We start from the raw sequence: 18,507 nt of genomic DNA, 5'->3' as shown, positions 1-18,507 counted from the left end.
GGACAACGGATCCATCCCGGGCGTGGAGGACTCAGTTCTGTTCCTCCGAATCTGCGGCGGGCGGCGAGACGATCGACGTTCCCGCGATCCGGTCGACATACAGGGCGGCAGTGTCGACCCGCGCTTCCCCGCCGTTCTCGTTGATGCACAGTTGCAGGTAGTCGCGGGTCAGGTTGCCGAAGAACATCGGCAACCCGCTCTCGGATCCGAGTTGGCAGGCCAGCCGGACGTCCTTGTGCGCGAGGGCGAGGGTGAAGCCCAGATCGAGGTTGCCGTTCATCACGTGCGGCAGGCTCGTGTCGAGGTAGGCGTTGCGCGCACCACCTGCGGCGAGGACCCGGACCGCTACCTGGGGCTCCAGGCCGTTGCGGGCCGCGAGCGCCACCCCCTCGAGCGTCAGCAGGCGCTGGGCTCCGGAGATAAGGTTATTGACGAGCTTGATCGTGTGGCCCGCCCCGATGTCGCCGACATGGAACACGTTGGGGCTGATCGACTCGAACAGCGCCTTCAACGCGTCGAACCGCTCCCGAGGGGCGCCGACCATGATCGCGATCGTCCCCGCCGCGGCTCTCATCGGGCCGCCGCTGACCGGCGCGTCGATCAGGTGGATGTCCCGTGCGGCAAGCGCCGCGGCGATCTCACGAGTCGCACTGGGGTCCCCCGATGTCTGGTCGACGATCACCGTGCCCGGGTTCGCGAGGTCCGCGAGCGCCTGCTCCCCGAAGAGCACCTCGCGGACATGGTCCGAGGTGGGCAGACAGAGCATGATCGTCTCGCTGCGCGCGGCCAGCTCTGCGATGTCGACAGGGGTCGCGCCAAGCGCGGCGAGCCGCGCGCCAGCGGCCTCGCTCCGATCGTGCACCAGCAGTGGGTGGGTGAGCAGCAGCCGCTCTGCGAGCGCGCCGCCCATTGTTCCCAATCCGATGTAGCCGATGGTCATGCCGTTCCTTCCGTAGGTGTCGACGCGTGGTGGTCCCCCGTGCCACACCGATCACTGGTCTGCGGCCGCCGCGTCGAGCTGCGAGCCGCGGGTCTCCCTGAGGCTGAAGGTGCAAACGGCGCCCACCCCGCAGAGTCCGGCGAGCAGCAGGCCGAACGCCATGGGCCCGAACCGCGCGCTCAGCGCGGTCGCAAGCAGCGGCGTGATCGAACCGCCGACAAGGTTGCCCAGGTTGTAGGAGATCGCCGACGCGGTGAAGCGGTACCGAGTGCGGAACAGCTCCGCGAAGAACGCTCCTTGCGGCCCGAAGACCGCACCGGAACAAGCCATGGTGACGATGAGCGCGAGGATGTAGATCCCGGGCGTGCCCACGTCGAGGACCGGGACGAGAAACACTGCCCAGATCGCGCCAGCGATGCTGGCGGCGGCGATGGTGCGACGGCGCCCCCACCGGTCGGAGAGCAGCGCGGTCGTGACGACGGCGACGGACAGCACCACACCTCCGATCGCCCCTGCGGCGAGGACCACGGAGCGAGACAGGTGCAGGGTGCCGGTGGCGTACGTGGTCAGGTAGGTACCGGAAACGTAGAAGAAGCAGGTCGTCCCGAGCCCGACGCCCGCCGCGACCAGGATCTCGCGGGGTTGGCTGCGGAACGCCTCGACGATCGGGATACGGGCGGGACCTCCACGGGCCGCTTCGGCCCGGAAGACCGGCGTCTCCTCGATCTTGAGCCGGAAGTAGAGGCCGGTGACGACCAGGAGGGCACTCGCCAGGAACGGGATGCGCCAGCCGTAGCTCGCGAAGGCCTCGTCGCTAATGCTGAATCCGGTCGCCAGGAAGACGGTGTTGCCGATCGCGGTCGCCGAGGTGGCGCCGACCTGCGGGAACACCGTCCAGAAGCCGCGTTTGCCCGCCGGAGCGTGCTCGGTGACGAACAGCGTCGCGCCGGCCCACTCGCCTCCGGCCGCGAGCCCCTGGAACATTCGCAGGATTACCAGCAGGATCGGCGCGGCCAGACCGATCTGCGCGGCTGTGGGGAGCAACCCGATAACCACGGTCGAACCCCCCATGACCATCAAAGAGGTGATGAGGGTCGTCTTGCGGCCGAGCCGGTCTCCGAAGTGACCGAACAGCGCACCGCCGACCGGGCGGGCGGCGAAAGCGACCCCGAACGTCGCGAACGACGCCAGCGTCCCCGCTGCTGCCCCGAGGTCGGGGAAGAACAACCGGGGGAAGACGAGCGCCGACGCGACACCGTAGATGATGAAGTCGTAGAACTCGATCATCGTGCCGATCATGCTGGTGATGGCGATACGACGCTTCTCGGTGCGGCGATACGGTGGCTCTGCCGAGCGCACTGTGCCGTTGTGGACGGCCCCGATGTGGGCGACGGGAGGTCTTTCGTCGAGCATGTCGTGTCTCCAAAGATCCGCGCCGCCGTCGGCGCGAAAATCGCAAGTTGGTCAGGTCGGCCGTCGTACGCCGGCCTGTCACGCGAGCTATCGGGCGTGCGGGCAGTGATGCGGCGGCCCGGAGGCGCCGAGCCCCCGCTCGAGCAGGAAGTTCTCAATAAGGGTCGCAAATTCGACGTTGTCGAGATCGGCCATGGGGAAGTGGGTGTTGCCAGGCAGGCCGCAGTCCCGGAGCTCAAGCAGGGTCGCGTCACCGCCGCGGGCGTTCACGGTCGCCACGAACTGCTTCGCCCGCTCACGGACGACGCGCCACAGCTCGACCCCGAACGCCTCGTCGGGCTCGTCGGCAATGAAATCGCCGAACATCACGAGGATCGGGATCCGTGTCAGAGCGGCGAAGTCCGCTGCCGGGATCACCTGCGGAGCCATGAACTCACGCAGCAGGTCGGAGTCGGTGGAGACGTCCTCAGGTACCCCGTCATGGGGGAATGCGTACTCGCCTGGCTCGATAGCGACCACCGCGCGCACGAGTTTCGGCTGCCTCACAGCGGTCACCCAACCGTATTGGCCGCTGTGCGAGTGGGTCATCAGGACCGAGGGTCCGATGCTGGCTACCAGCTCGGCCACCGCACCGCCGAGGAACTCACGGTGGCCGGCGTCCGGGAACGGCTCGACACCCGTGCCCGGCGTTTGCTGGCGCATGAGCTGCTCAATTGACGCCTGGTCCCGCGCCATGCGGAGCCCGTCGAAGAACGATGCGGCGCCCGGGGGCTTCCATCGCCCTAGACGGAAGGTGGCCCAGGCCTCGCTCTCTGCCTCCATCGTCGGGATGAGCGGCTCGGCGTCGTCCGCAGGCATGGCTCGCCCGGCGCGGCCGCGGCGCGGCTGGTCGATGATGTAAACGGGCCAGTTCCGACGCAGGAAAAGTTGCCAGAAGCCCTCCCGTCCGTCCGGTGTAGACTCCCAGCACTTGCCGGACTGGCCGAGGCCGTGCCACATCACGAGGGGAAGGTCCCGCGCCGGCTCAGGCACGAAGTATTGCGCGTAGCCGTGGTCGCCATGGAAGGTCTCCCCGTCGACCGCCCGCGCCACTCGGCCCGCGAAGAAGAAGCTTCCCATCTGGTTGAGGATTATTGGTTGCTGTCCGACGTCGCCGGCGGTCGTTGCCAGCAGAGCGTCCACGTTGACGATCTCACTCATCCCATTCTCCAGGTGATCGTATCGCTGTATCACCCCGAACCGTCGGTGTCCGGAGGCGCAGCACAGTACGGCCAACGGCTGCGCCGAGGCCGCGGCGCAGTACGTCCGGCTTCGCGCCGGAGGACGGGCCGCAGAAGTCAGATGCCGACCTTCGCGTCCTCGGGCTGGGGAATCTCCGGCAGACCTGCGCGCCGCCGGTTGAGGTTGATCGTCCGGTAGACGCCCGCCTCCATGCTGAATCGGCTGTGGAAGCCGAAGTCCGTGGTGGCCCGATTCGAGTCGTACTGGCGGGAGAACGCGAAGCCGGAGCCGGGCGGGAGGACGAGGTCCTCCATCTCCAGCTCGATCCTGGCGTCGGGCAGCAGCCGCCGGACGTACTCAACCGCCTTGGGGATGGGCTGCCGGTCACCGCTGAGGATGTAGTTATTGGCCGCCTTGTCACCACGGAAGCCCAAGGCCTTCACGAAGCCGTCCGCGATGTCCTCGACGTAGACGAAGTCGAGGCTGCGGGAGCCGAACGGAACCGTGACGGCGGTGTCCCCGACCGCCGGAGCGTAGAGCAGATTGCCCAGCCAGGAGCTGCCACCACCGCGACCGGCCTTGATGTATTCCCCGTAGCCGTAGACGCGGGTGGGCCGCAGCCCAGTGATGTCGATGCCGTGCTTGTCGCTGTAGGCGAAAGCGAGCTTCTCCGACATGACCTTCGACGCACCGTAGAGCCAGACCGGGTCGTACATGCAATCGTCCGTAAGGACGCCCGACTCGGGGACTGATCGCGGCCCGAACACATCGACGCTGCTAGCCCATACCACCTTGTCCATCTGCATCCGGGCAGCGACCTCGAAGACGTTCGTCGTGCCGATAACGTTGACGTGCGTAGAGATCAGCGGGTTCGCTTGGGCGCCTGCGGAGAGCATGGTGGCGAAGTGCAGGACGGACCGCGCCTCGTGCCTCTCGGCCGCGTCAGACATCCCACGCAAGTCGCTGACATCTCCGACGACGACCTCCACCTGGTCGCGGTACCGCCCGTCGGTCAGCCCGCCGCCGGTCAAGTGGTCTATGTAGTCGATCTCCGGCAGCTCGCCGTGCGGGTCTCCCTGGCCGCCGAGGTAGCCAAAGAGGACGACCTTCTCCCCCGCGAAGAGAAGATCCCTTACCGCGTACCCGCCGATGTACCCAACCCCGGTGACCAGTACGGCCATAGCTCGATGACTCCTCGTGTCGACGTCGCCGTGTCCACCTAACCCGACCGGAATAAGCCTTCAAGGTGTTCACCATATTGAATATAGGTACGATATCCCGACTCTTGGTGAACGTCAATGAAGGCATTGGAAACCTGCTCCCGGTCAGAAGCGCATCCGGAACGGGTCGACGGCAGTGGGTTCGTTCTCGACGAACACAGCCTTGACCTGAGTGAAGTCGAGAACGGCCTCGATCCCGCCCTCGCGGCCGATGCCGCTGTCCTTAACCCCACCACCGGGCATGTTCGGAGCCATCGCCCGGTAAGTGTTGACAAAGACCGTGCCCGCCTCGAGCGCACGTATCACCCGGTGCGCCCGTGCGAGGTCCGCCGTCCAGACTCCGGCTGCGAGTCCATAGCGCGTCGAGTTGGCGATCGCCACAGCTTCCTCCTCAGCATCGAACGAGATGACCGCGAGCACCGGCCCGAACACCTCCTCCTGAGCGAGCCGGGAGTCGGCGGCCACGTCCGCGAAGATTGTCGGGCGGAACCAGAAACCGTCGCCGACTCGCTCGCCGCCGGTCACGAGCCGGGCCCCGTCCTCGTGCCCGACCGCCACGTAATGCTCGACCTTCGCCAGCTGCGGGGCGTTCGCAATCGGCCCCATCTCAGTACTCTCCTGCGCGGGGTCGCCCACCACGATCGCCGCAGCCCGGGCACGCAGGCGCTCAAGTACCTCGTCGTGCACGGCGCGATGCACTAGGACCCGGGACCCAGCCACACAGCTCTGGCCCGCCGCCGAAAAGATCCCGCCCAGTGCACCGACGACAGCGGCGTCGAGGTCCGCGTCGTCGAACACGATGTTGGCGGACTTGCCCCCGAGCTCGAGGGTGACACCCTTGAACCGGGCGCTCGCCGCGGCAGCTACCCGCGAGCCGGTGCCGGGGCTCCCCGTGAAGCTCACGTGCGCGACATCGGGGTGCTCGACGAGCGCGGAGCCCGCCACCGAACCACCGGTGACCACGTTGAGCACTCCGCTGGGCAGGCCAGCCTCGGCCCAGAGCCGGGCCAACGCCAGGGTTGACGAGGACGCGAACTCGCTCGGTTTGAGGACCACCGTGTTGCCGGCCGCGAGCGCGGGGGCGATCTTCAGAGCCGCCATCAGAAGGGGCGAGTTCCAGGCCGTGATGCAGGCGATAACGCCGAGAGGCTCCCGCAAGGTGAAATTGAAGGCCGAGGGGCTGTCCGAATCGAGCGTGGCACCATGGATCTTGTCGGCCAGTCCGGCGTAAAACCGGTACCAGCGGGCGGTACTCCCGATCTGATTGATCGTCTCGCGCAGGATCTTGCCGTTGTCCCGGACATCAAGCCGGGCCAGGGCCTCTGCGTTCTCGGCGACGAGGTCCGCCAGACGGTGCAACGCCGCGGCGCGCTCCGAGGGTGAGGCGCGCCAGCGCCCGCGCGCGGCGGCCGTGGCAGCGGCGACCGCCCGGCCGACCGCAGCCACGTCGGCGTCGACCAGGCTCGACCACGGCTTACCGGAGGTCGGGTCAAGGACCGTCAGGCGCGCGGACCCCCGAGGAGTCACCTCCTCGTTCGCTATCCAGATGCCGAACTCACGGACGTTCTCTGTGACCTGAGTTGTCGTATGGATGGTCGTCACGTCGCTCCCATTGTCGTCCTGTTTGGGTTTGTCTGCGCGGTCACACCGGCTTCGCACGTCGCTCCGCGACTGCGTAGGTGGTGTGACCACGATGATGAGGATGAGGCCATAAAGGATCTGGCTAACCGCGTAGGGCACGGCCAACAGCTGAGTCACATTGCTCAGCATGAGCAGGAAGATCCCCCAGCAGCGGTTCCGGAGAACGTGCCACGGCCACCCTGAGCGTGGCGCCACCCAGGAGGCAAGATGCGAAGACAGGCAGGGCGAAGGTCAAGGCAGCGTTGTTGCTGCCGACGGCCCTCACCGACTTGAATACAAGACCTTGCGATCCGATATACGTACAAAAATACATATATTCAGACATAGATCCGAGAGGCGCTTGAAGACCGAACCCGACTACTTGTCCCAGACTGTGAACAGCACGTCGGTTCGATCGCGCCGCGACGGGGTCCACTTCGGATCCAGCGGGAGGTAGAGCTCGTCGGTCTCTCGGCGGACCCAGTCGAAGGCCACGAAACGCCGCGCGATGCGCCAACCCACCCTGGGCCGGTCCTCGAAGACATCCACGAAGCGGGACGCGACCGTCCGCCGCGCCACCCCGTCAGCCCCGTTCCTACTGAGGAACGGATCGTTCGCCGCGGAGGAAACCTCCTTGAGGCTGAGGCAGTAGCTCTCGACGCGCGCCGACCGGCGGTCGGCCGAGAGCGTGATCGAAATGTTCGTGAGCATGTGCATTGACGATGTCACGGTCTCGTGGTTTCCAGTCAGCCAGGCCACCAGGTCGTCGGGCGCCCCGACGAAGTTGCCATGCGAGTCGACGGCATCGTCGTGGTAGCAGGCACGCACCTGCTCCCACTCCCGGCGGTCGACGCCCTGGCAGTATGCATGGAGCACCTTCGTGATTCGGCGCTCGACCAAGAGGTCCTCGAGCTCCGAGTTGACCTCGGGCTGGATTGTGGTCATAGTTCCTCTCTCTCCGTCTCTGCTCACCAGCGGCCCGACCGGGCTCGCGGGTCTGCTGTTGCCGCCTCGTCGACAACGAGTTCTTCGGGGTCCTCGACCGGGCCTCCCATGATCACGACGCCGCAGTACAGGGCGGCCCCGGCAGGGGGTCACGTATTCGTCCCGGACGTCTCGCAGCACGCTCGCCGGGTCCTGAGCGAGGGGATCTTCGCCCCAGCCGCCGCCTGCGTTCGTCTGGTAGCGGAAGACCGCCGCGCGATCTACGCCCAGCTCCGCGACGCCGACGACGACCAGTCCGTAGACCTTGTCATGGTCGGCGGCCAGCTTGGCCTTCCGAATCCGCCCGTTCAGGAAGGAGGCGACGTCGGTGAACGTGCCTCCCACGTCTACGACGAACAACCAGACCTCCATCGTTGGTGGATCCGTCGAGAAAACAGCTTCCATAGAATACCGTATTTTGTCCAGTAGAACGGAATGTCGAACGCCTGAGAGCGGGGCGTCCCGGGACACGCAACTACACGAAGGCAGGCGGCAACATGGGCAGGCTCGAGAACAAGATCGTGCTGGTAACCGGGGCAGGAGGAGGGATCGGGCGGGCAATCTGCGCCCACATACTGTCCGAGGGCGGCTCCGTGGCCGCAGCCGACATCGACCTGGACGCCGCCCGGGCGGGTGTCGGCGAGGAGCACATCGCCGCGGGCCGCGCGACGGCGATCGAGTGCGACGCTGGCGACCCAGCCTCGGTGCGTGCGACGATCGACGGCACCATAGCCGCCCTGGGTGGACTGACCAGCATCTTCACCGTTGCCGGCGGGTCTACGGACCGCGACGGCCCGGTGATCTCGGCCCCCGAGGAGGAGTTCTGGCGGGTCGTCCGCCTTGATCTCTTCGGAACCTTCCTGGCGTGCAAGTACGGCATCCCGAAACTGATCCAAAATGGCGGTGGCGCCGTGGTGACGATGACGTCGATGGCCGCACTGATGGCCGTCCCCAACCGAGATTGCTACACCGCAGCCAAGGGGGGAGTCGCCGCAATGACGCGTTCCATCGCCGCTGGTCACGCGCAGTCGGGGGTCCGGGTCAATGCGATCGCTCCGGGCATCACGGCGACCCCGCGGGTGCTCGCGCAGCAGCGCTCCAGTCCGCAGATGTCCGCATTGACGGAACGACACCTCCTTGGCGCGGTCGAGCCCGCCGACGTGGCCGCTCTCGGCGCCTTCCTCATCTCGGACGAGGCGACCAGGATAACTGGCCAGGTACTTTCGGTGGACAGCGGCGTGACCATCCACTGAGCGGACCGCCAAATCTTCGGCGACCCTGACACCCCCGATGGCCAATCGTTGGTCTTTCTCAAATCGGAGCGAATGTACGCAATAATGAACGGCCACACTTTGCGAAGACGGGATCCCCGATGATGTCGACCACAGAGGGCCCCGGCTGGGTCGTAAGAGGATGCTGGTAGCCACGATCGTCATCGTGGGTTTGGTACCACGTTGATGGGAGTCCCCTCGGCGGCGACGATCGGCGTAGCCGCCCCTACCTTGCTCGTGGTTCTGCGCTTCGTGCAGAGCCCTCGCAGTCAGGGGCGAGTGGGTGTGCTCGGTGCTGTTCGCCACCGAGCACGCTCCGACGAAGCGCCGCAGCCTCTACGCCTCCCCCAGATCTGGCCCTCCACCATGCTTTCGGCGCTCAGCTTCCTGCTGATCAGCGCCAGTCAGCCCAGAGACATTCCCTGCGGGGAGCTGGCGCAGCCGTTTCTCGGGAGCGCGGTGCTCGTTGCGTTCGACCTCTGTGTCCGGTCGAAGGTCGACGAGACGCCGATCTTCGAGCGCCAGCAGGAAACAGGTGCCATCGTCCGAATCCCGCTCATGGTCGCGTTCCACGCCCAGCCCTGGGGAAACCTCAGTGGTGCCGGCGTGCCGCCGGTCGCCATCGCCTACACGGTCAGCGCATTCATCGCGAACTATGTCGTGGACTATGTGGGGCTTTCGCGCAACCAGATCATCGGTGCCACGGCGCTCGGCGGGTTTGGATACCTGGTCTCAGGCACTGGCTGCCTGGTCTCCGACCGTGTCGAACGCATGCGGGTTCTAGGCTACGCGCGGCTGCTCGCGGCGGTGTCGGCAATCTGCCTGTTTCCGATCCTGAACTTGGGTACGGTCTTCGCCTACTTCCTTGTGCTCCGCCTGACCTTTGCCATCACTGGGCGGGCCTACGGCGCCATCGGTGCCTTCCTGCCGGAGCAGTTCAAGACGCGCTACCGCATGACCGCGACCGGGGTGCCCTAACAACCTCGGCAGGGTCGGTGGTGGTGGTGGTGTGGTCCCGCTCGTCACGCCGATCATCGTCGGCTCGGCGGGTTCGACGATCTTCGGCATCGTCCTGGCCAGCGCATGCGTCGTCTCCTTCGCCTGCACGCTCTCCCTGAAGGACTCGTCGTCGCGCAGCCTGGACTTCTGAACGAGGAACCAGCCCGAATGCTCATCGTCGACAAGAGGAACGCACCCGAGGTGGCGGGCACCTCACGCGCCACAATCACGTCACCGGCGAGATGTGGCGCGACCACCTGCACCATAAGGTGACGGCCTCGGTGTCAGTAAGAACAACTTCACCCCTGCGCGCGGACCGGCTGGCACGTGCACGAGGGAGGGCAGGTCCTGATCTGCGAGCATGCTGAGGGGTTCGTGGTCACCGCCGACGAAACTGTCCGGATGGGCTTCGGTGATAATGTGTGGACACCGCCGGACATCCGGCACTGGCACGGCGGAGCCCATGAGCGCGGCATGCTCTCCACACTGCGGTCTCTTTCGGGGACATCTACTAGGCTGAGCCGGTGACCAACGAGCAGTATGAGGCGACCCGCAGCGAGTAGAAGCCCTTCCCGTGCGATAACCACCGGCGCTGCCCGCCCCCTGCAGTTGGGCGGGCAGAGCCCGTCGGTGCCTTATCGCCAAACAGTGTCGAGGAAGGACGCGATCGCGGTCCAGCTCGCCTCCCGGTTGCGGTGCATGTTCATACAGTGGCCCATGCGGGGAAGACTCTCGACAACACAGTCCGTGCTCGCGGGCCAGCACTCCCGCTCCACTGCGGCGAATCGGCCAGGCATGATCGGGTCGAACTCGCCGAGTTGTACGTACACCGGGCACGTCACCGAACGCGAGCCATTGACCTGCGCGTCCCCGCGCGCGGCACGGCAGTCGAGCCACAGGCGCCGTGGTAGGGAGACGCGCAATGTCGCGTTGTCGTAGTCGATAATCCGGGGATCGGTCTGCCCGGCGTGGAAGAAGAAGCGAGCGCGCTCCGCTATCGGCAAGCAGGCGTACGGACTCTGTAGGGCGTCGGCGACGACGCTCGAGTTTGGGGACACCGCCTGCCCGAGGTTGAACCCGGTCGCCAAGACGACTAGCGCGTCTGCTGAGTGCCACCGGCTCTGCGCGACGGTGCTCACGACGCCGCCCAGCGAGTGTCCGACCAGGGCCACCGGCACGTCGCGACCGTGATCCGCGGTGAGATCCGCGCGGACCGCGGTAACGACCTCGTGCAGATCGCGGGCTACGGCGTCCAACGAGACCGCGTCCCCGTCCGGCCGCCCGCTGTCCCCGGTGCCCGGCAGGTCGACAGCAAGGCACGCGTAACCGCGGGCGGCCATGTGATGGACGTAGGAATAGTCGTCCGGCCCGGGAAAGGACACGTCCCAGTAGCGGTGGTCGTACGTGGCGCCGTGCACCAAGACCTGGAGCCCGCGCGGCTCCCCCACGACCGGTGTCCAGTGTGTGGCCATCCCGGCCGCCGGCCGGGCATCAGGCACGCGCATCGGTGAGCTCCTCGTTGTGGTCTTTCAAGGAGAGCGTCCCTGCGGCGCCTAGGGCGCACAGCACGGCCATCACGACACCCCACGCCGTAGTCCCCGCGTTCGCGACGACGAGCGGCGCTAGAAGCGGCGCCAAGCCGCCCGCGACAACGCCGGTGATCTGGTACGAAAGTCCGAGCGCGCTCGCCCGATAGCGGGTGTCGAACTGCTCGGCGAGGTAGGCGCCCGCGGGTCCGTAAGCCAAACCTGCGAACATCATCGTCACACAGAGCGCCCCGAAGTAGGTGCCCAGGCTTGTCAGGTTGAGGATCGGGAACAACGCGAGCGCCCACACTGCGGCGCCCGCCTGCGTGAACCCGATCAGTTTCCGCCTGCTCACCCTGTCGGAAACGTAGGCGCTGAGGACGGTCGCTGCGGTAAAAACCAGGCCAGCGACGGCGTTGGCCGCGAACACCTGGTTACGGCTCATGCCCAGCTGCCCGAACCCGTAGTTCGCGATGAAGGCCCCGCTGACGTAGACGAACATCAGGGTGGTGACGGCGACGCCCGCGCCCCGGATGATCCGGCTGGGCTGCGCCTTAAGGGCGTCTCGCAGGGGCGAGTGCGAGGCGCCCCGGGTCTCGACCTCGTGTGAGAAGACCGGGGTCTCCTCCGCCTTCAGCCGGACCACCAGCCCGACGATCACGAGCAGCGCGCTGGCCAGGAACGGGATCCGCCAGCCCCAGCTGATGAACGTCGCCGGGTCGATCGTCAGCCCGACGACGAGGAAGGTAACAGCGGACAGGGAGACCGGTAAGGCATGCCCGAGCTGGGGGAACATCACGTAGAGGCCGCGCCGGCGGGCGGGCGCGTGCTCGGTCGCGAAGAGCACCGCCGCCGCGAACTCGCCGCCGAGGGCGAGGCCTTGGAGGGCGCGCAGCAAAATGATCAGGATGGGTGCCGCGACGCCGATCGCGGCCGCCGAGGGCACCACGCCCATCAACGTAGTACCGGCACCCATCCCGAGGATGGTCGCGACCAGCATCCGTTTGCGCCCCAGCCGGTCGCCGAAGTGGCCGAGAACCACGGCGCCGAGGGGCCTGATCACGAACGCGACGGCCACGGTCGCCAGCGAGGCGACCGTCCCGGCCGCGCCGGTGAGCCCCGGGAAGAACACCTTGGGGAATACCAGGGCAGCGGCAACGGTGTAGAGGCCGAAGTCGTAGCCCTCGATGAGAGTCCCGACCATGCTGGCCATCGCCACCCGGCGCAGCCGTGGGTCCTTCGCGGCCCCTGCCCCGGACGGGGCCTGCTCGACTCGACCCGCCTTGACGGTGCCGTTCTTTTCGTAGACAGACATCGTCGTCTCCCTTTACCTTCGCGGCACCCCGATGGGCACCGATCGTTATCTGCTCGATTTGCTACCGCGCGTGCGCTACGCCTGTCCGAATTTCCGCACCGCGCGGTCGACTCGCTCCTGGTCGACAGCGACGGTGACCCCGGCGCGCTCTAGCTGGACCTTCAGGAAGGCCCGTGAGTCCTGCTTGCCGTAGCCCTTGACCAGGGCCTCGTTCATCTCGGCCAGGGTGAGCGCGCCGATGTGCAGCGGGACGCCGAGTTCCTTGGCTAGGTCGTTCGCCAGCACCACGTCCTTGCGCGCGCCATCCAGCACGAACGCCGGCGGCTCGTACTTGCCGGGGAGGAACTGGGCCACCAGCATGTCCAGCGGCGAACGGCGGCCGACCAGCCCGGGCTTGAGCGCCTCCCAGAGATCCAGCGGGTCCATGCCCGCCTTGCACGCCATCGAGAACGCCTCGGCCAGCGACTGCATGATCATGTAGCCGAGCAGGTTGTTCGTCAGCTTGGTGACCGAGCCCATGCCGATGTCCCCGACATGACGGGGGGACTTCCCGATGATGCGCAAAAGATCCTCGTGCCGGTCGTAGACCTCGCGGTCACCACCGACCCACAGAGACAGCTCGCCCGACGTCGCGCCCGCCGGCCCGCCACTGACCGGGGCGTCGAGCATCGCGCATCCGCGGGCACGGAATGCCTCGTCGATGCGCTGGGCCAGGGAGGCCGAGCTCGTGGACAGGTCGAACAGCACCAGACCGGGTCGGGCGTGCTCCAGGATCCCGCCCGAGCCCAGGATCACCGCCTCCACCTGGGCGGGGCCGGGCAGGGACGTGAACACGACGTCCGCGGTGCCAGCGAGGTCCGCGACGCTCGAGGCCACTTTCGCGCCCAGCCCCAGCAGCCCCGCCGAGGCATCCGGGTTGCTGTCGAAGACCACAAGGTCGACATCTGCCCGCGCCAGGTTGATCGCCATGGGCCGGCCCATCCGACCCAGCCCGATGAATCCGACGTTCATTTTCTCCTCCTAGGAAACATGGTGCCGCTCCGGCACCTCAGGCCCGCGAGAAACGGTCCACGAGCGCACGTTTGTCGACCTTGCCTACCGACGTCAGTGGCAGCGCGTCCACGAAATACACGGTCTTGGGCGCGTACACCGGCCCCTTGCGGTCACGGACAGTGGACCTCACCACGGCCGCGAGCGCCTCCTGGTCCATATCGGGCGCGCTGACGACCACAGCGGTCACCCGCTCGCCCCACTTCTCGTCCGGCAGACCCACCACACACACCTCGCGCACGCCGGGAAGCTGGTCGAGGACGTCCTCGACTTCCCTGGGGTACACGTTGAAGCCCCCAGAGATGATCATGTCCTTCATCCGGTCTGTGACGTAGAGGTAGCCGTAAGCGTCCCGGTGCCCCAAGTCCCCGGTGTGCAGCCAGCCCCCGCGCTTCGCCACTGCCGTCTCCTCGGGTTTGTTGAGGTACTCGAGGAATACGTGAGGGCCGCGGACCAGGATCTCGCCGCGCTCGCCGAGCGGGACTTCGTTGCCATCCTCGTCGGCGATCCGAACCTCCGCGATGGCGACGGGGCGCCCCGCTGAAGAGAGCAGCCCGGGCCGCGTCAGTGCGCAGATGTGGTCCTGCTTATCCATTCCCGAGATCTGCGAGTAGCACTCGGTCTGGCCGTAGCACTGGACCAGGATCGGGCCGAACGCTTCGACGGCCCTGCCCAGTGTGGACGGCGAGATCGACGAGCCGCCGTACACCAGCGTCTCCAGGCTGCCGAGATCCCGCCTACCGAGTTCGGGATGGGCCAGCACCACGGTGATCATCGTCGGCACGAGGTGTGTACTGGTGATAGCGTGCTCCTCCACCAGATCGAGGAACCGCGTGGCGTCGAAGTCGCCCAACAGATAGTTGGTGCCGCCGCGCAGCCAAATCGGCAGAAGGCCCGCGACACCACCGTGGGTGAGCGGAGTGCAGTGCAGGTATCGCTCGCGCTCCCGCGTGCCCCACTCCAACTGGACGCCGGTCATCGAGCTCAGCAGGGTCCGGTGCGAGTGCACCACGCCCTTGGGCAGCCCGGTCGTGCCCCCGGTGTACTGGATGAAGACCTCGGCCTCCGGGTCGACGTCGCGCGGCGCGGTGGCATGCGGGTCCTGCCCGTCGATGTCCAGCGGGGTCACGCCCGAAAGCTCGGCGCCGAGGGTGCGGACGTACTCGACTGAGGCGGTCTCGAGGATCTTCTCCGCCGCTGCGGCGGTGCGCCCGTGGTAGAGCAGCACACGTGCCGCCGCGTCCCGGACCATGTACGCGTGATCGCTCGGTGAGAGCTTCACATTCAGCGGCACGATCGTAAGTCCCGCCCACAGCGCGCCCTGCATCGCGAAGACCAAGTCGGAGGTGTTTTGCATGAGAATCGCCACCCGGTCACCGGGGCCGAGGCCCAGCGCACGCAGCGCCTGGCCCACTGCTCGGATCCGGGTGACGACCTCGATGAAGGTCAGCCGCTCGGCGCCTTCGACCAGGGCGAGATCGCCGGGGAACCGCTCGACCAACGCATCGATCACGCTTCCGAACGTACGTCCATACACATTCCACGCTCCTTCGGGCAGAACCGGTACTGGAAATATGAGAAGGTTCAGGTCACGGGCACGAAGCGGCGGCCACCCGCTGCGGTAACCAGCCGCCCCAGGCCAAGGCCTGGGAAGTGCCCCGCCGCGACGAGAGCGGCGCTGTCCAGCGCCTCGTCTGCAAGCCGGTCGCGGACTTCACGGGCACCTACCGGGTCCAGGTCGTAGAGCCCGTGCCATTGGGGGTCGGTGAGCTCGCCGATTGCGTGGACCACGTCCCCGAGCAGCAGCGCCCGCTCACCGCCGCCCGCCACCACGAAGATCGTCGAGCCTGGCGTGTGGCCGGGGGCGGGGCGGGCCACGATCCCTGGCACCAGCTCTGTCTCGGTGTCAAACGGCTCGATCCTCTCCTGCAGCGGCGACAGCTTGCGGACCGCACCGGGAACTGCCAACGGGCCGGACACGAAGTACTCCCAGTCCGCCGCGTGCACGCGATGAGTAGCCCTGGTGAAGATGACCTCGCCCTGTTGGGTGGACCACCCGACGTGGTCCCAGTGCAGGTGGGTGAATAGCACGTCGGTGACATCCGTGGGCTCTACACCAGCCGCCCGCAACCCGCCGAGCAGCCCACCGGCCTGCACGCTCGGTTTGTCCACCTGGCCCATCCCGGCGTCGACGAGCACAATTCGATCGCCGGTGCGGACGAGATAGCCGCCCAGACCCAGCTCGATTCGGCCGTCGGCATCGACCGGATGGCCCGGGCAGCACCAATCCGCGCCGACGTCATGCGCGACAACCTCGGACAGCGGCTCGTGTGCGACGCCGTCCACGATCGGCAGCAGGTCGATTTCGCCGATCCGGATTGAAACCGGTCGGCCCATAACGGTCACCGGCCCTGGTATTTCGGCGGTCGCTTGTCGAGGAAGGCTTGCATGCCCTCCTTCTGGTCCGCCGAGTCGAACAGGATTTGAAAGGTTTTGCGCTCCAGCAGCAGTGCAGTCTCCAGCGGGACGTCCGCACCAGCCTGCACGACCTCCTTGACCGCCGCGACGGCCAGCGGTGGCATCGCCGCGATCTCCACCGCGATCTCGCCAGCCCGAGCCAGCGCCTCGCCCTCCGGGGTGATCTCGGAGACCAGGCCCATTGCGAACGCCTCGGGCGTGCGGATCATCGCGCCGGTCAGCAGCAGGCGCATGGCCTGGTAACGGCCCACTGTTCGCAGCAGCCGCTGCGTCCCGCCAGCGCCGGGGATCACGCCGAGCTTGATCTCGGGCTGCCCGAACCGGGCTCGCTCCCCCGCCACGATCAGGTCACAGCACATCGCGAGCTCACAGCCGCCGCCGAGTGCGTAGCCCTCGACCGCGGCGACGAGCGGAGTCGCGCAGCGGCGCAGCGACGTGAACATCCGGTCGGTGACTCGGAGCGTGTGCTCCACCGGGGTGAGCGTCTGCATCTCGGCGACGTCTGTGCCGGCGACGAAAGCGCCACCGGCGCCGGTCACCACAATCGTCCGCACCTCGGGATCGGCGTCGAGCTCCTCGACGGCGTCCGCCACAAGGGTCTTGACCTCGATGTTCAGCGCATTGCGCCGCTCCGGGCGGTTGATCATAAGCTGCGCCACGCCGGGCTGCGGCCGCTCGACGATGACGACGTCGTCGGCCCGCATCACACCGCTCCCTGCGAGAAACCGGGCCGGACGCGAGCCCGGATCAGGTCGGCCGCTCTCTCAGCGACCATGATCGTCGGCAGGTTGAGATTAGTTCGGGTGATCCGCGGCATCACGGACGCGTCCGCGATGTACAGCCCCTCCAATCCGATAACCGCGCAGCTCGGGTCGACGACGGCCTCGGGATCGTCCTCGGCGCCCATCCGGGCGGTGCAGGAGTGGTGCCATGCGAGGTTGACGCGCTTGCTGAGGAACTCGTCGAGCAGCTTGTCGTCCGCCAGCACCTGCGCCACTGTCGGGCCCTCGCGAACGACCTTATCGAGCAGGAAGTTCCGCGCCGCCGAAGAGGAGTCCATGATCGCCGCGCCTACCCGGGTGAACCAGTCGTTGAACAAGGTCGGCTTGCCCAGCTTCTCGACCCGCCACGACAGGTGAGTCGGGAACGGCATGCTGACCAGCTTCGGGTAGAGGTCCTCAAGCATGACCGCCGCGGAGAACCGGAAGCCCTCCCGCAGCCGGACGAGGTCCCGCTCGTCGGCCAGGCAGTTGTTGTCGATGACCGGGTTCACCGCCGGGTCGGCGCTCGCGAGGGACACGGTGCCGGTGGAGTACGGCATGGCAACGTACGGCGAGAGTGTAACGATGCGCTGGCCGATCGCGTGCCACATCGAGCGAGCCCCGGTGGAGAGGACCATGTCTTCGGCAGCGCAGCCCTCGACCCCGGAGGAGTAGCGCAGATAGGAGAAAACACGCCGCTGCGGACGGACCCGACGGCCCTTCGGCTCGGTGTACGCCGACACCGAGGTCATCGGATGGTTCTGCAGGTTCCGGCCGACACCGGGGCGGTCGGCGACCACCTCCACACCCAGCTGAGCCAGCACGGCGCCGTCACCGATCCCGGAGCGCAGCAGCAGTGCCGGCGAGTTGATTGCCCCCGCCGTGACGATCACGTGCCGGGCCGGCACGAAGACCTGTGCGCCCTCCGAGGTCGCCTCGACGCCGACTGCGCGCTTGCCTTCGGTGCGGATCCGGGTGACCTCGACCTCGGTCAGGACACGAAGGTTGGGCCGCGCCCGAACCGCCGGGGTGAGATAGGCCCGAACCACTGAGCTGCGGAGCTCGCCATCGTTGTTTAGAGGGACGGCACCGTGGCCCGCGGCGAACTCGCCGTTCATGTCGTCGATGTACTGGTGGCCGCGCGCGACGAGCGCGTCGCTCACCGCCAGCGACACCGAGTCCCACTCTTCGCGCGGGGTGCGCCTGATGTAGGTCGGGCCGTCCTGGCCGTGCAGCGGGCCGCAGAAGTCCAGGTCGTGCTCAAGCTTGATGAAGTAGGGCAGGACGTCGTCCCAGCCCCAGCCGCGGGCGCCGGCCTTCGCCCAAGCGTCGAAGTCGTCCGGCGCACCGCGGAAGGCCACCTGGCCGTTGACCGACGAGCCGCCACCCAGCAGCCGCGGCTGCTTGTAGGAGACCCGTGGGGGCTTGCCGCCGGGGAACCTCGACGGGCTCGCCGTGGTCCCGGTCAGCCCGGGCCAGTAGTACTTCGGGCGGAGCACCGCCTTGCCGCCGTAGAGCTCGGTGAGCTCGTTGGGGCCGCTCTGGTCGTACTCCGCGCCCGCCTCGAGCAGCACAACCCGGACGGACGGGTCCTCGGTCAACCGGGCGGCCATCACACATCCGGCGGAGCCGCCGCCGACGACTACGACATCGGCAGGATCGTGGAAGGGAGCGATTTTAGGAATTGGATTCTCGGCCATGGGACCTCA

At 67.3% G+C, this 18,507-nt stretch carries 16 protein-coding genes and 1 pseudogene; 4 read left to right on the top strand and 13 right to left on the bottom strand.

From position 1 onward, the window contains the following. Positions 1 to 31 precede the first annotated feature (31 nt). From K7711_RS19610 to K7711_RS19585, 6 genes are all read right to left on the bottom strand, one after another. Entirely contained in the window at positions 32 to 988 is a 957-nt protein-coding gene (locus K7711_RS19610; RefSeq protein ID WP_372460160.1) for an NAD(P)-dependent oxidoreductase, read from the bottom strand. 3 nt (positions 989 to 991) lie between these two features. Next, complete coding sequence (locus K7711_RS19605; protein ID WP_222970841.1) at positions 992 to 2,353, bottom strand: MFS transporter; 1,362 nt, start codon at positions 2,351 to 2,353, stop codon at positions 992 to 994. Positions 2,354 to 2,440: 87 nt separating this feature from the next. After that, a complete protein-coding gene (locus K7711_RS19600; RefSeq protein WP_222970840.1) occupies positions 2,441 to 3,553 on the bottom strand; it encodes an alpha/beta hydrolase in 1,113 nt (370 codons plus the stop codon). A gap of 137 nt (positions 3,554 to 3,690) precedes the next feature. Next, positions 3,691 to 4,755 (bottom strand): NAD-dependent epimerase/dehydratase family protein, encoded by a 1,065-nt coding sequence (locus K7711_RS19595; RefSeq protein WP_222970839.1) that lies wholly within the window; start codon positions 4,753 to 4,755, stop codon positions 3,691 to 3,693. Positions 4,756 to 4,899: 144 nt separating this feature from the next. Then, positions 4,900 to 6,564 carry an aldehyde dehydrogenase gene (locus tag K7711_RS19590; protein WP_222970838.1) on the bottom strand — a complete coding sequence of 555 codons (1,665 nt, stop codon included), beginning with the start codon at positions 6,562 to 6,564 and terminating at the stop codon, positions 4,900 to 4,902. 228 nt (positions 6,565 to 6,792) lie between these two features. Beyond that, the gene (locus K7711_RS19585; protein WP_222970837.1) at positions 6,793 to 7,803 is read right to left on the bottom strand and encodes a nuclear transport factor 2 family protein; all 1,011 of its coding nucleotides are present in this window, start codon (positions 7,801 to 7,803) and stop codon (positions 6,793 to 6,795) included. A 92-nt stretch (positions 7,804 to 7,895) separates the two neighbouring features. Between K7711_RS19585 and K7711_RS19580 the strand changes: the two genes are divergently transcribed. From K7711_RS19580 to K7711_RS49330, 4 genes and pseudogenes are all read left to right on the top strand, one after another. Next, complete coding sequence (locus K7711_RS19580; protein WP_222970836.1) at positions 7,896 to 8,651, top strand: SDR family NAD(P)-dependent oxidoreductase; 756 nt, start codon at positions 7,896 to 7,898, stop codon at positions 8,649 to 8,651. Between the two features lie 384 nt (positions 8,652 to 9,035). Then, positions 9,036 to 9,647, top strand: coding sequence for an MFS transporter (locus tag K7711_RS19575; RefSeq protein ID WP_222970835.1), 612 nt, complete (start codon positions 9,036 to 9,038; stop codon positions 9,645 to 9,647). A 31-nt stretch (positions 9,648 to 9,678) separates the two neighbouring features. Then, positions 9,679 to 9,819, top strand: coding sequence for a hypothetical protein (locus tag K7711_RS19570; protein ID WP_222970834.1), 141 nt, complete (start codon positions 9,679 to 9,681; stop codon positions 9,817 to 9,819). 158 nt (positions 9,820 to 9,977) lie between these two features. After that, a pseudogene (locus tag K7711_RS49330) lies at positions 9,978 to 10,196 on the top strand (cupin domain-containing protein); the annotation flags it as partial. Positions 10,197 to 10,303: 107 nt separating this feature from the next. Here K7711_RS49330 and K7711_RS19565 read toward each other — a convergent pair. The 7 genes from K7711_RS19565 to K7711_RS19535 form a co-directional block, all read right to left on the bottom strand. Next, the gene (locus K7711_RS19565) at positions 10,304 to 11,173 is read right to left on the bottom strand and encodes an alpha/beta hydrolase (protein ID WP_222970833.1); all 870 of its coding nucleotides are present in this window, start codon (positions 11,171 to 11,173) and stop codon (positions 10,304 to 10,306) included. Next, positions 11,160 to 12,509 (bottom strand): MFS transporter, encoded by a 1,350-nt coding sequence (locus K7711_RS19560; RefSeq protein ID WP_222970832.1) that lies wholly within the window; start codon positions 12,507 to 12,509, stop codon positions 11,160 to 11,162. Before K7711_RS19560 ends, K7711_RS19565 begins: the two co-directional genes overlap by 14 nt. 75 nt (positions 12,510 to 12,584) lie before the next feature. Continuing rightward, positions 12,585 to 13,520 (bottom strand): NAD(P)-dependent oxidoreductase, encoded by a 936-nt coding sequence (locus K7711_RS19555; protein WP_222970831.1) that lies wholly within the window; start codon positions 13,518 to 13,520, stop codon positions 12,585 to 12,587. A 37-nt stretch (positions 13,521 to 13,557) separates the two neighbouring features. After that, positions 13,558 to 15,072, bottom strand: a complete 1,515-nt coding sequence (locus K7711_RS19550) for an AMP-binding protein (RefSeq protein WP_222970830.1) — start codon at positions 15,070 to 15,072, stop codon at positions 13,558 to 13,560. Between the two features lie 71 nt (positions 15,073 to 15,143). Beyond that, on the bottom strand, positions 15,144 to 15,956 hold the full coding sequence (locus K7711_RS19545; protein WP_235747493.1) for an MBL fold metallo-hydrolase: 813 nt from the start codon (positions 15,954 to 15,956) through the stop codon (positions 15,144 to 15,146). 5 nt (positions 15,957 to 15,961) lie between these two features. Continuing rightward, positions 15,962 to 16,741: an enoyl-CoA hydratase-related protein gene (locus tag K7711_RS19540; RefSeq protein ID WP_222970828.1), complete on the bottom strand. Its 780-nt coding sequence runs from the start codon at positions 16,739 to 16,741 to the stop codon at positions 15,962 to 15,964. Then, the gene (locus K7711_RS19535) at positions 16,741 to 18,498 is read right to left on the bottom strand and encodes a GMC family oxidoreductase (RefSeq protein ID WP_222970827.1); all 1,758 of its coding nucleotides are present in this window, start codon (positions 18,496 to 18,498) and stop codon (positions 16,741 to 16,743) included. The genes K7711_RS19540 and K7711_RS19535 overlap by 1 nt, the downstream gene beginning before the upstream one ends. Between the last annotated feature and the right edge of the window lie 9 nt (positions 18,499 to 18,507).

This window comes from Nocardia coffeae (assembly GCF_019890715.1).
Lineage (GTDB): Bacteria > Actinomycetota > Actinomycetes > Mycobacteriales > Mycobacteriaceae > Nocardia > Nocardia jiangxiensis.
Note: the sequence above shows the minus strand (reverse complement) of the source record. Positions and strands in the feature narration are given on the sequence as shown.

Bases quoted from the DNA above. Each gene is read 5' to 3' on its own strand.
- K7711_RS19580 (WP_222970836.1), top strand. From the start codon at position 7,896: ATGGGCAGGCTCGAGAACAAGATCGTGCTGGTAACCGGGGCAGGAGGA.
- K7711_RS19600 (WP_222970840.1), bottom strand. From the start codon at position 3,553: ATGAGTGAGATCGTCAACGTGGACGCTCTGCTGGCAACGACCGCCGGC.
- K7711_RS19560 (WP_222970832.1), bottom strand. From the start codon at position 12,509: ATGTCTGTCTACGAAAAGAACGGCACCGTCAAGGCGGGTCGAGTCGAG.
- K7711_RS19545 (WP_235747493.1), bottom strand. From the start codon at position 15,956: ATGGGCCGACCGGTTTCAATCCGGATCGGCGAAATCGACCTGCTGCCG.
- K7711_RS19605 (WP_222970841.1), bottom strand. From the start codon at position 2,353: ATGCTCGACGAAAGACCTCCCGTCGCCCACATCGGGGCCGTCCACAAC.
- K7711_RS19575 (WP_222970835.1), top strand. From the start codon at position 9,036: ATGCTTTCGGCGCTCAGCTTCCTGCTGATCAGCGCCAGTCAGCCCAGA.
- K7711_RS19555 (WP_222970831.1), bottom strand. From the start codon at position 13,520: ATGAACGTCGGATTCATCGGGCTGGGTCGGATGGGCCGGCCCATGGCG.
- K7711_RS19595 (WP_222970839.1), bottom strand. From the start codon at position 4,755: ATGGCCGTACTGGTCACCGGGGTTGGGTACATCGGCGGGTACGCGGTA.
- K7711_RS19540 (WP_222970828.1), bottom strand. From the start codon at position 16,741: ATGCGGGCCGACGACGTCGTCATCGTCGAGCGGCCGCAGCCCGGCGTG.
- K7711_RS19585 (WP_222970837.1), bottom strand. From the start codon at position 7,803: ATGGAAGCTGTTTTCTCGACGGATCCACCAACGATGGAGGTCTGGTTG.
- K7711_RS19535 (WP_222970827.1), bottom strand. From the start codon at position 18,498: ATGGCCGAGAATCCAATTCCTAAAATCGCTCCCTTCCACGATCCTGCC.
- K7711_RS19590 (WP_222970838.1), bottom strand. From the start codon at position 6,564: ATGCTGAGCAATGTGACTCAGCTGTTGGCCGTGCCCTACGCGGTTAGC.
- K7711_RS19565 (WP_222970833.1), bottom strand. From the start codon at position 11,173: ATGCGCGTGCCTGATGCCCGGCCGGCGGCCGGGATGGCCACACACTGG.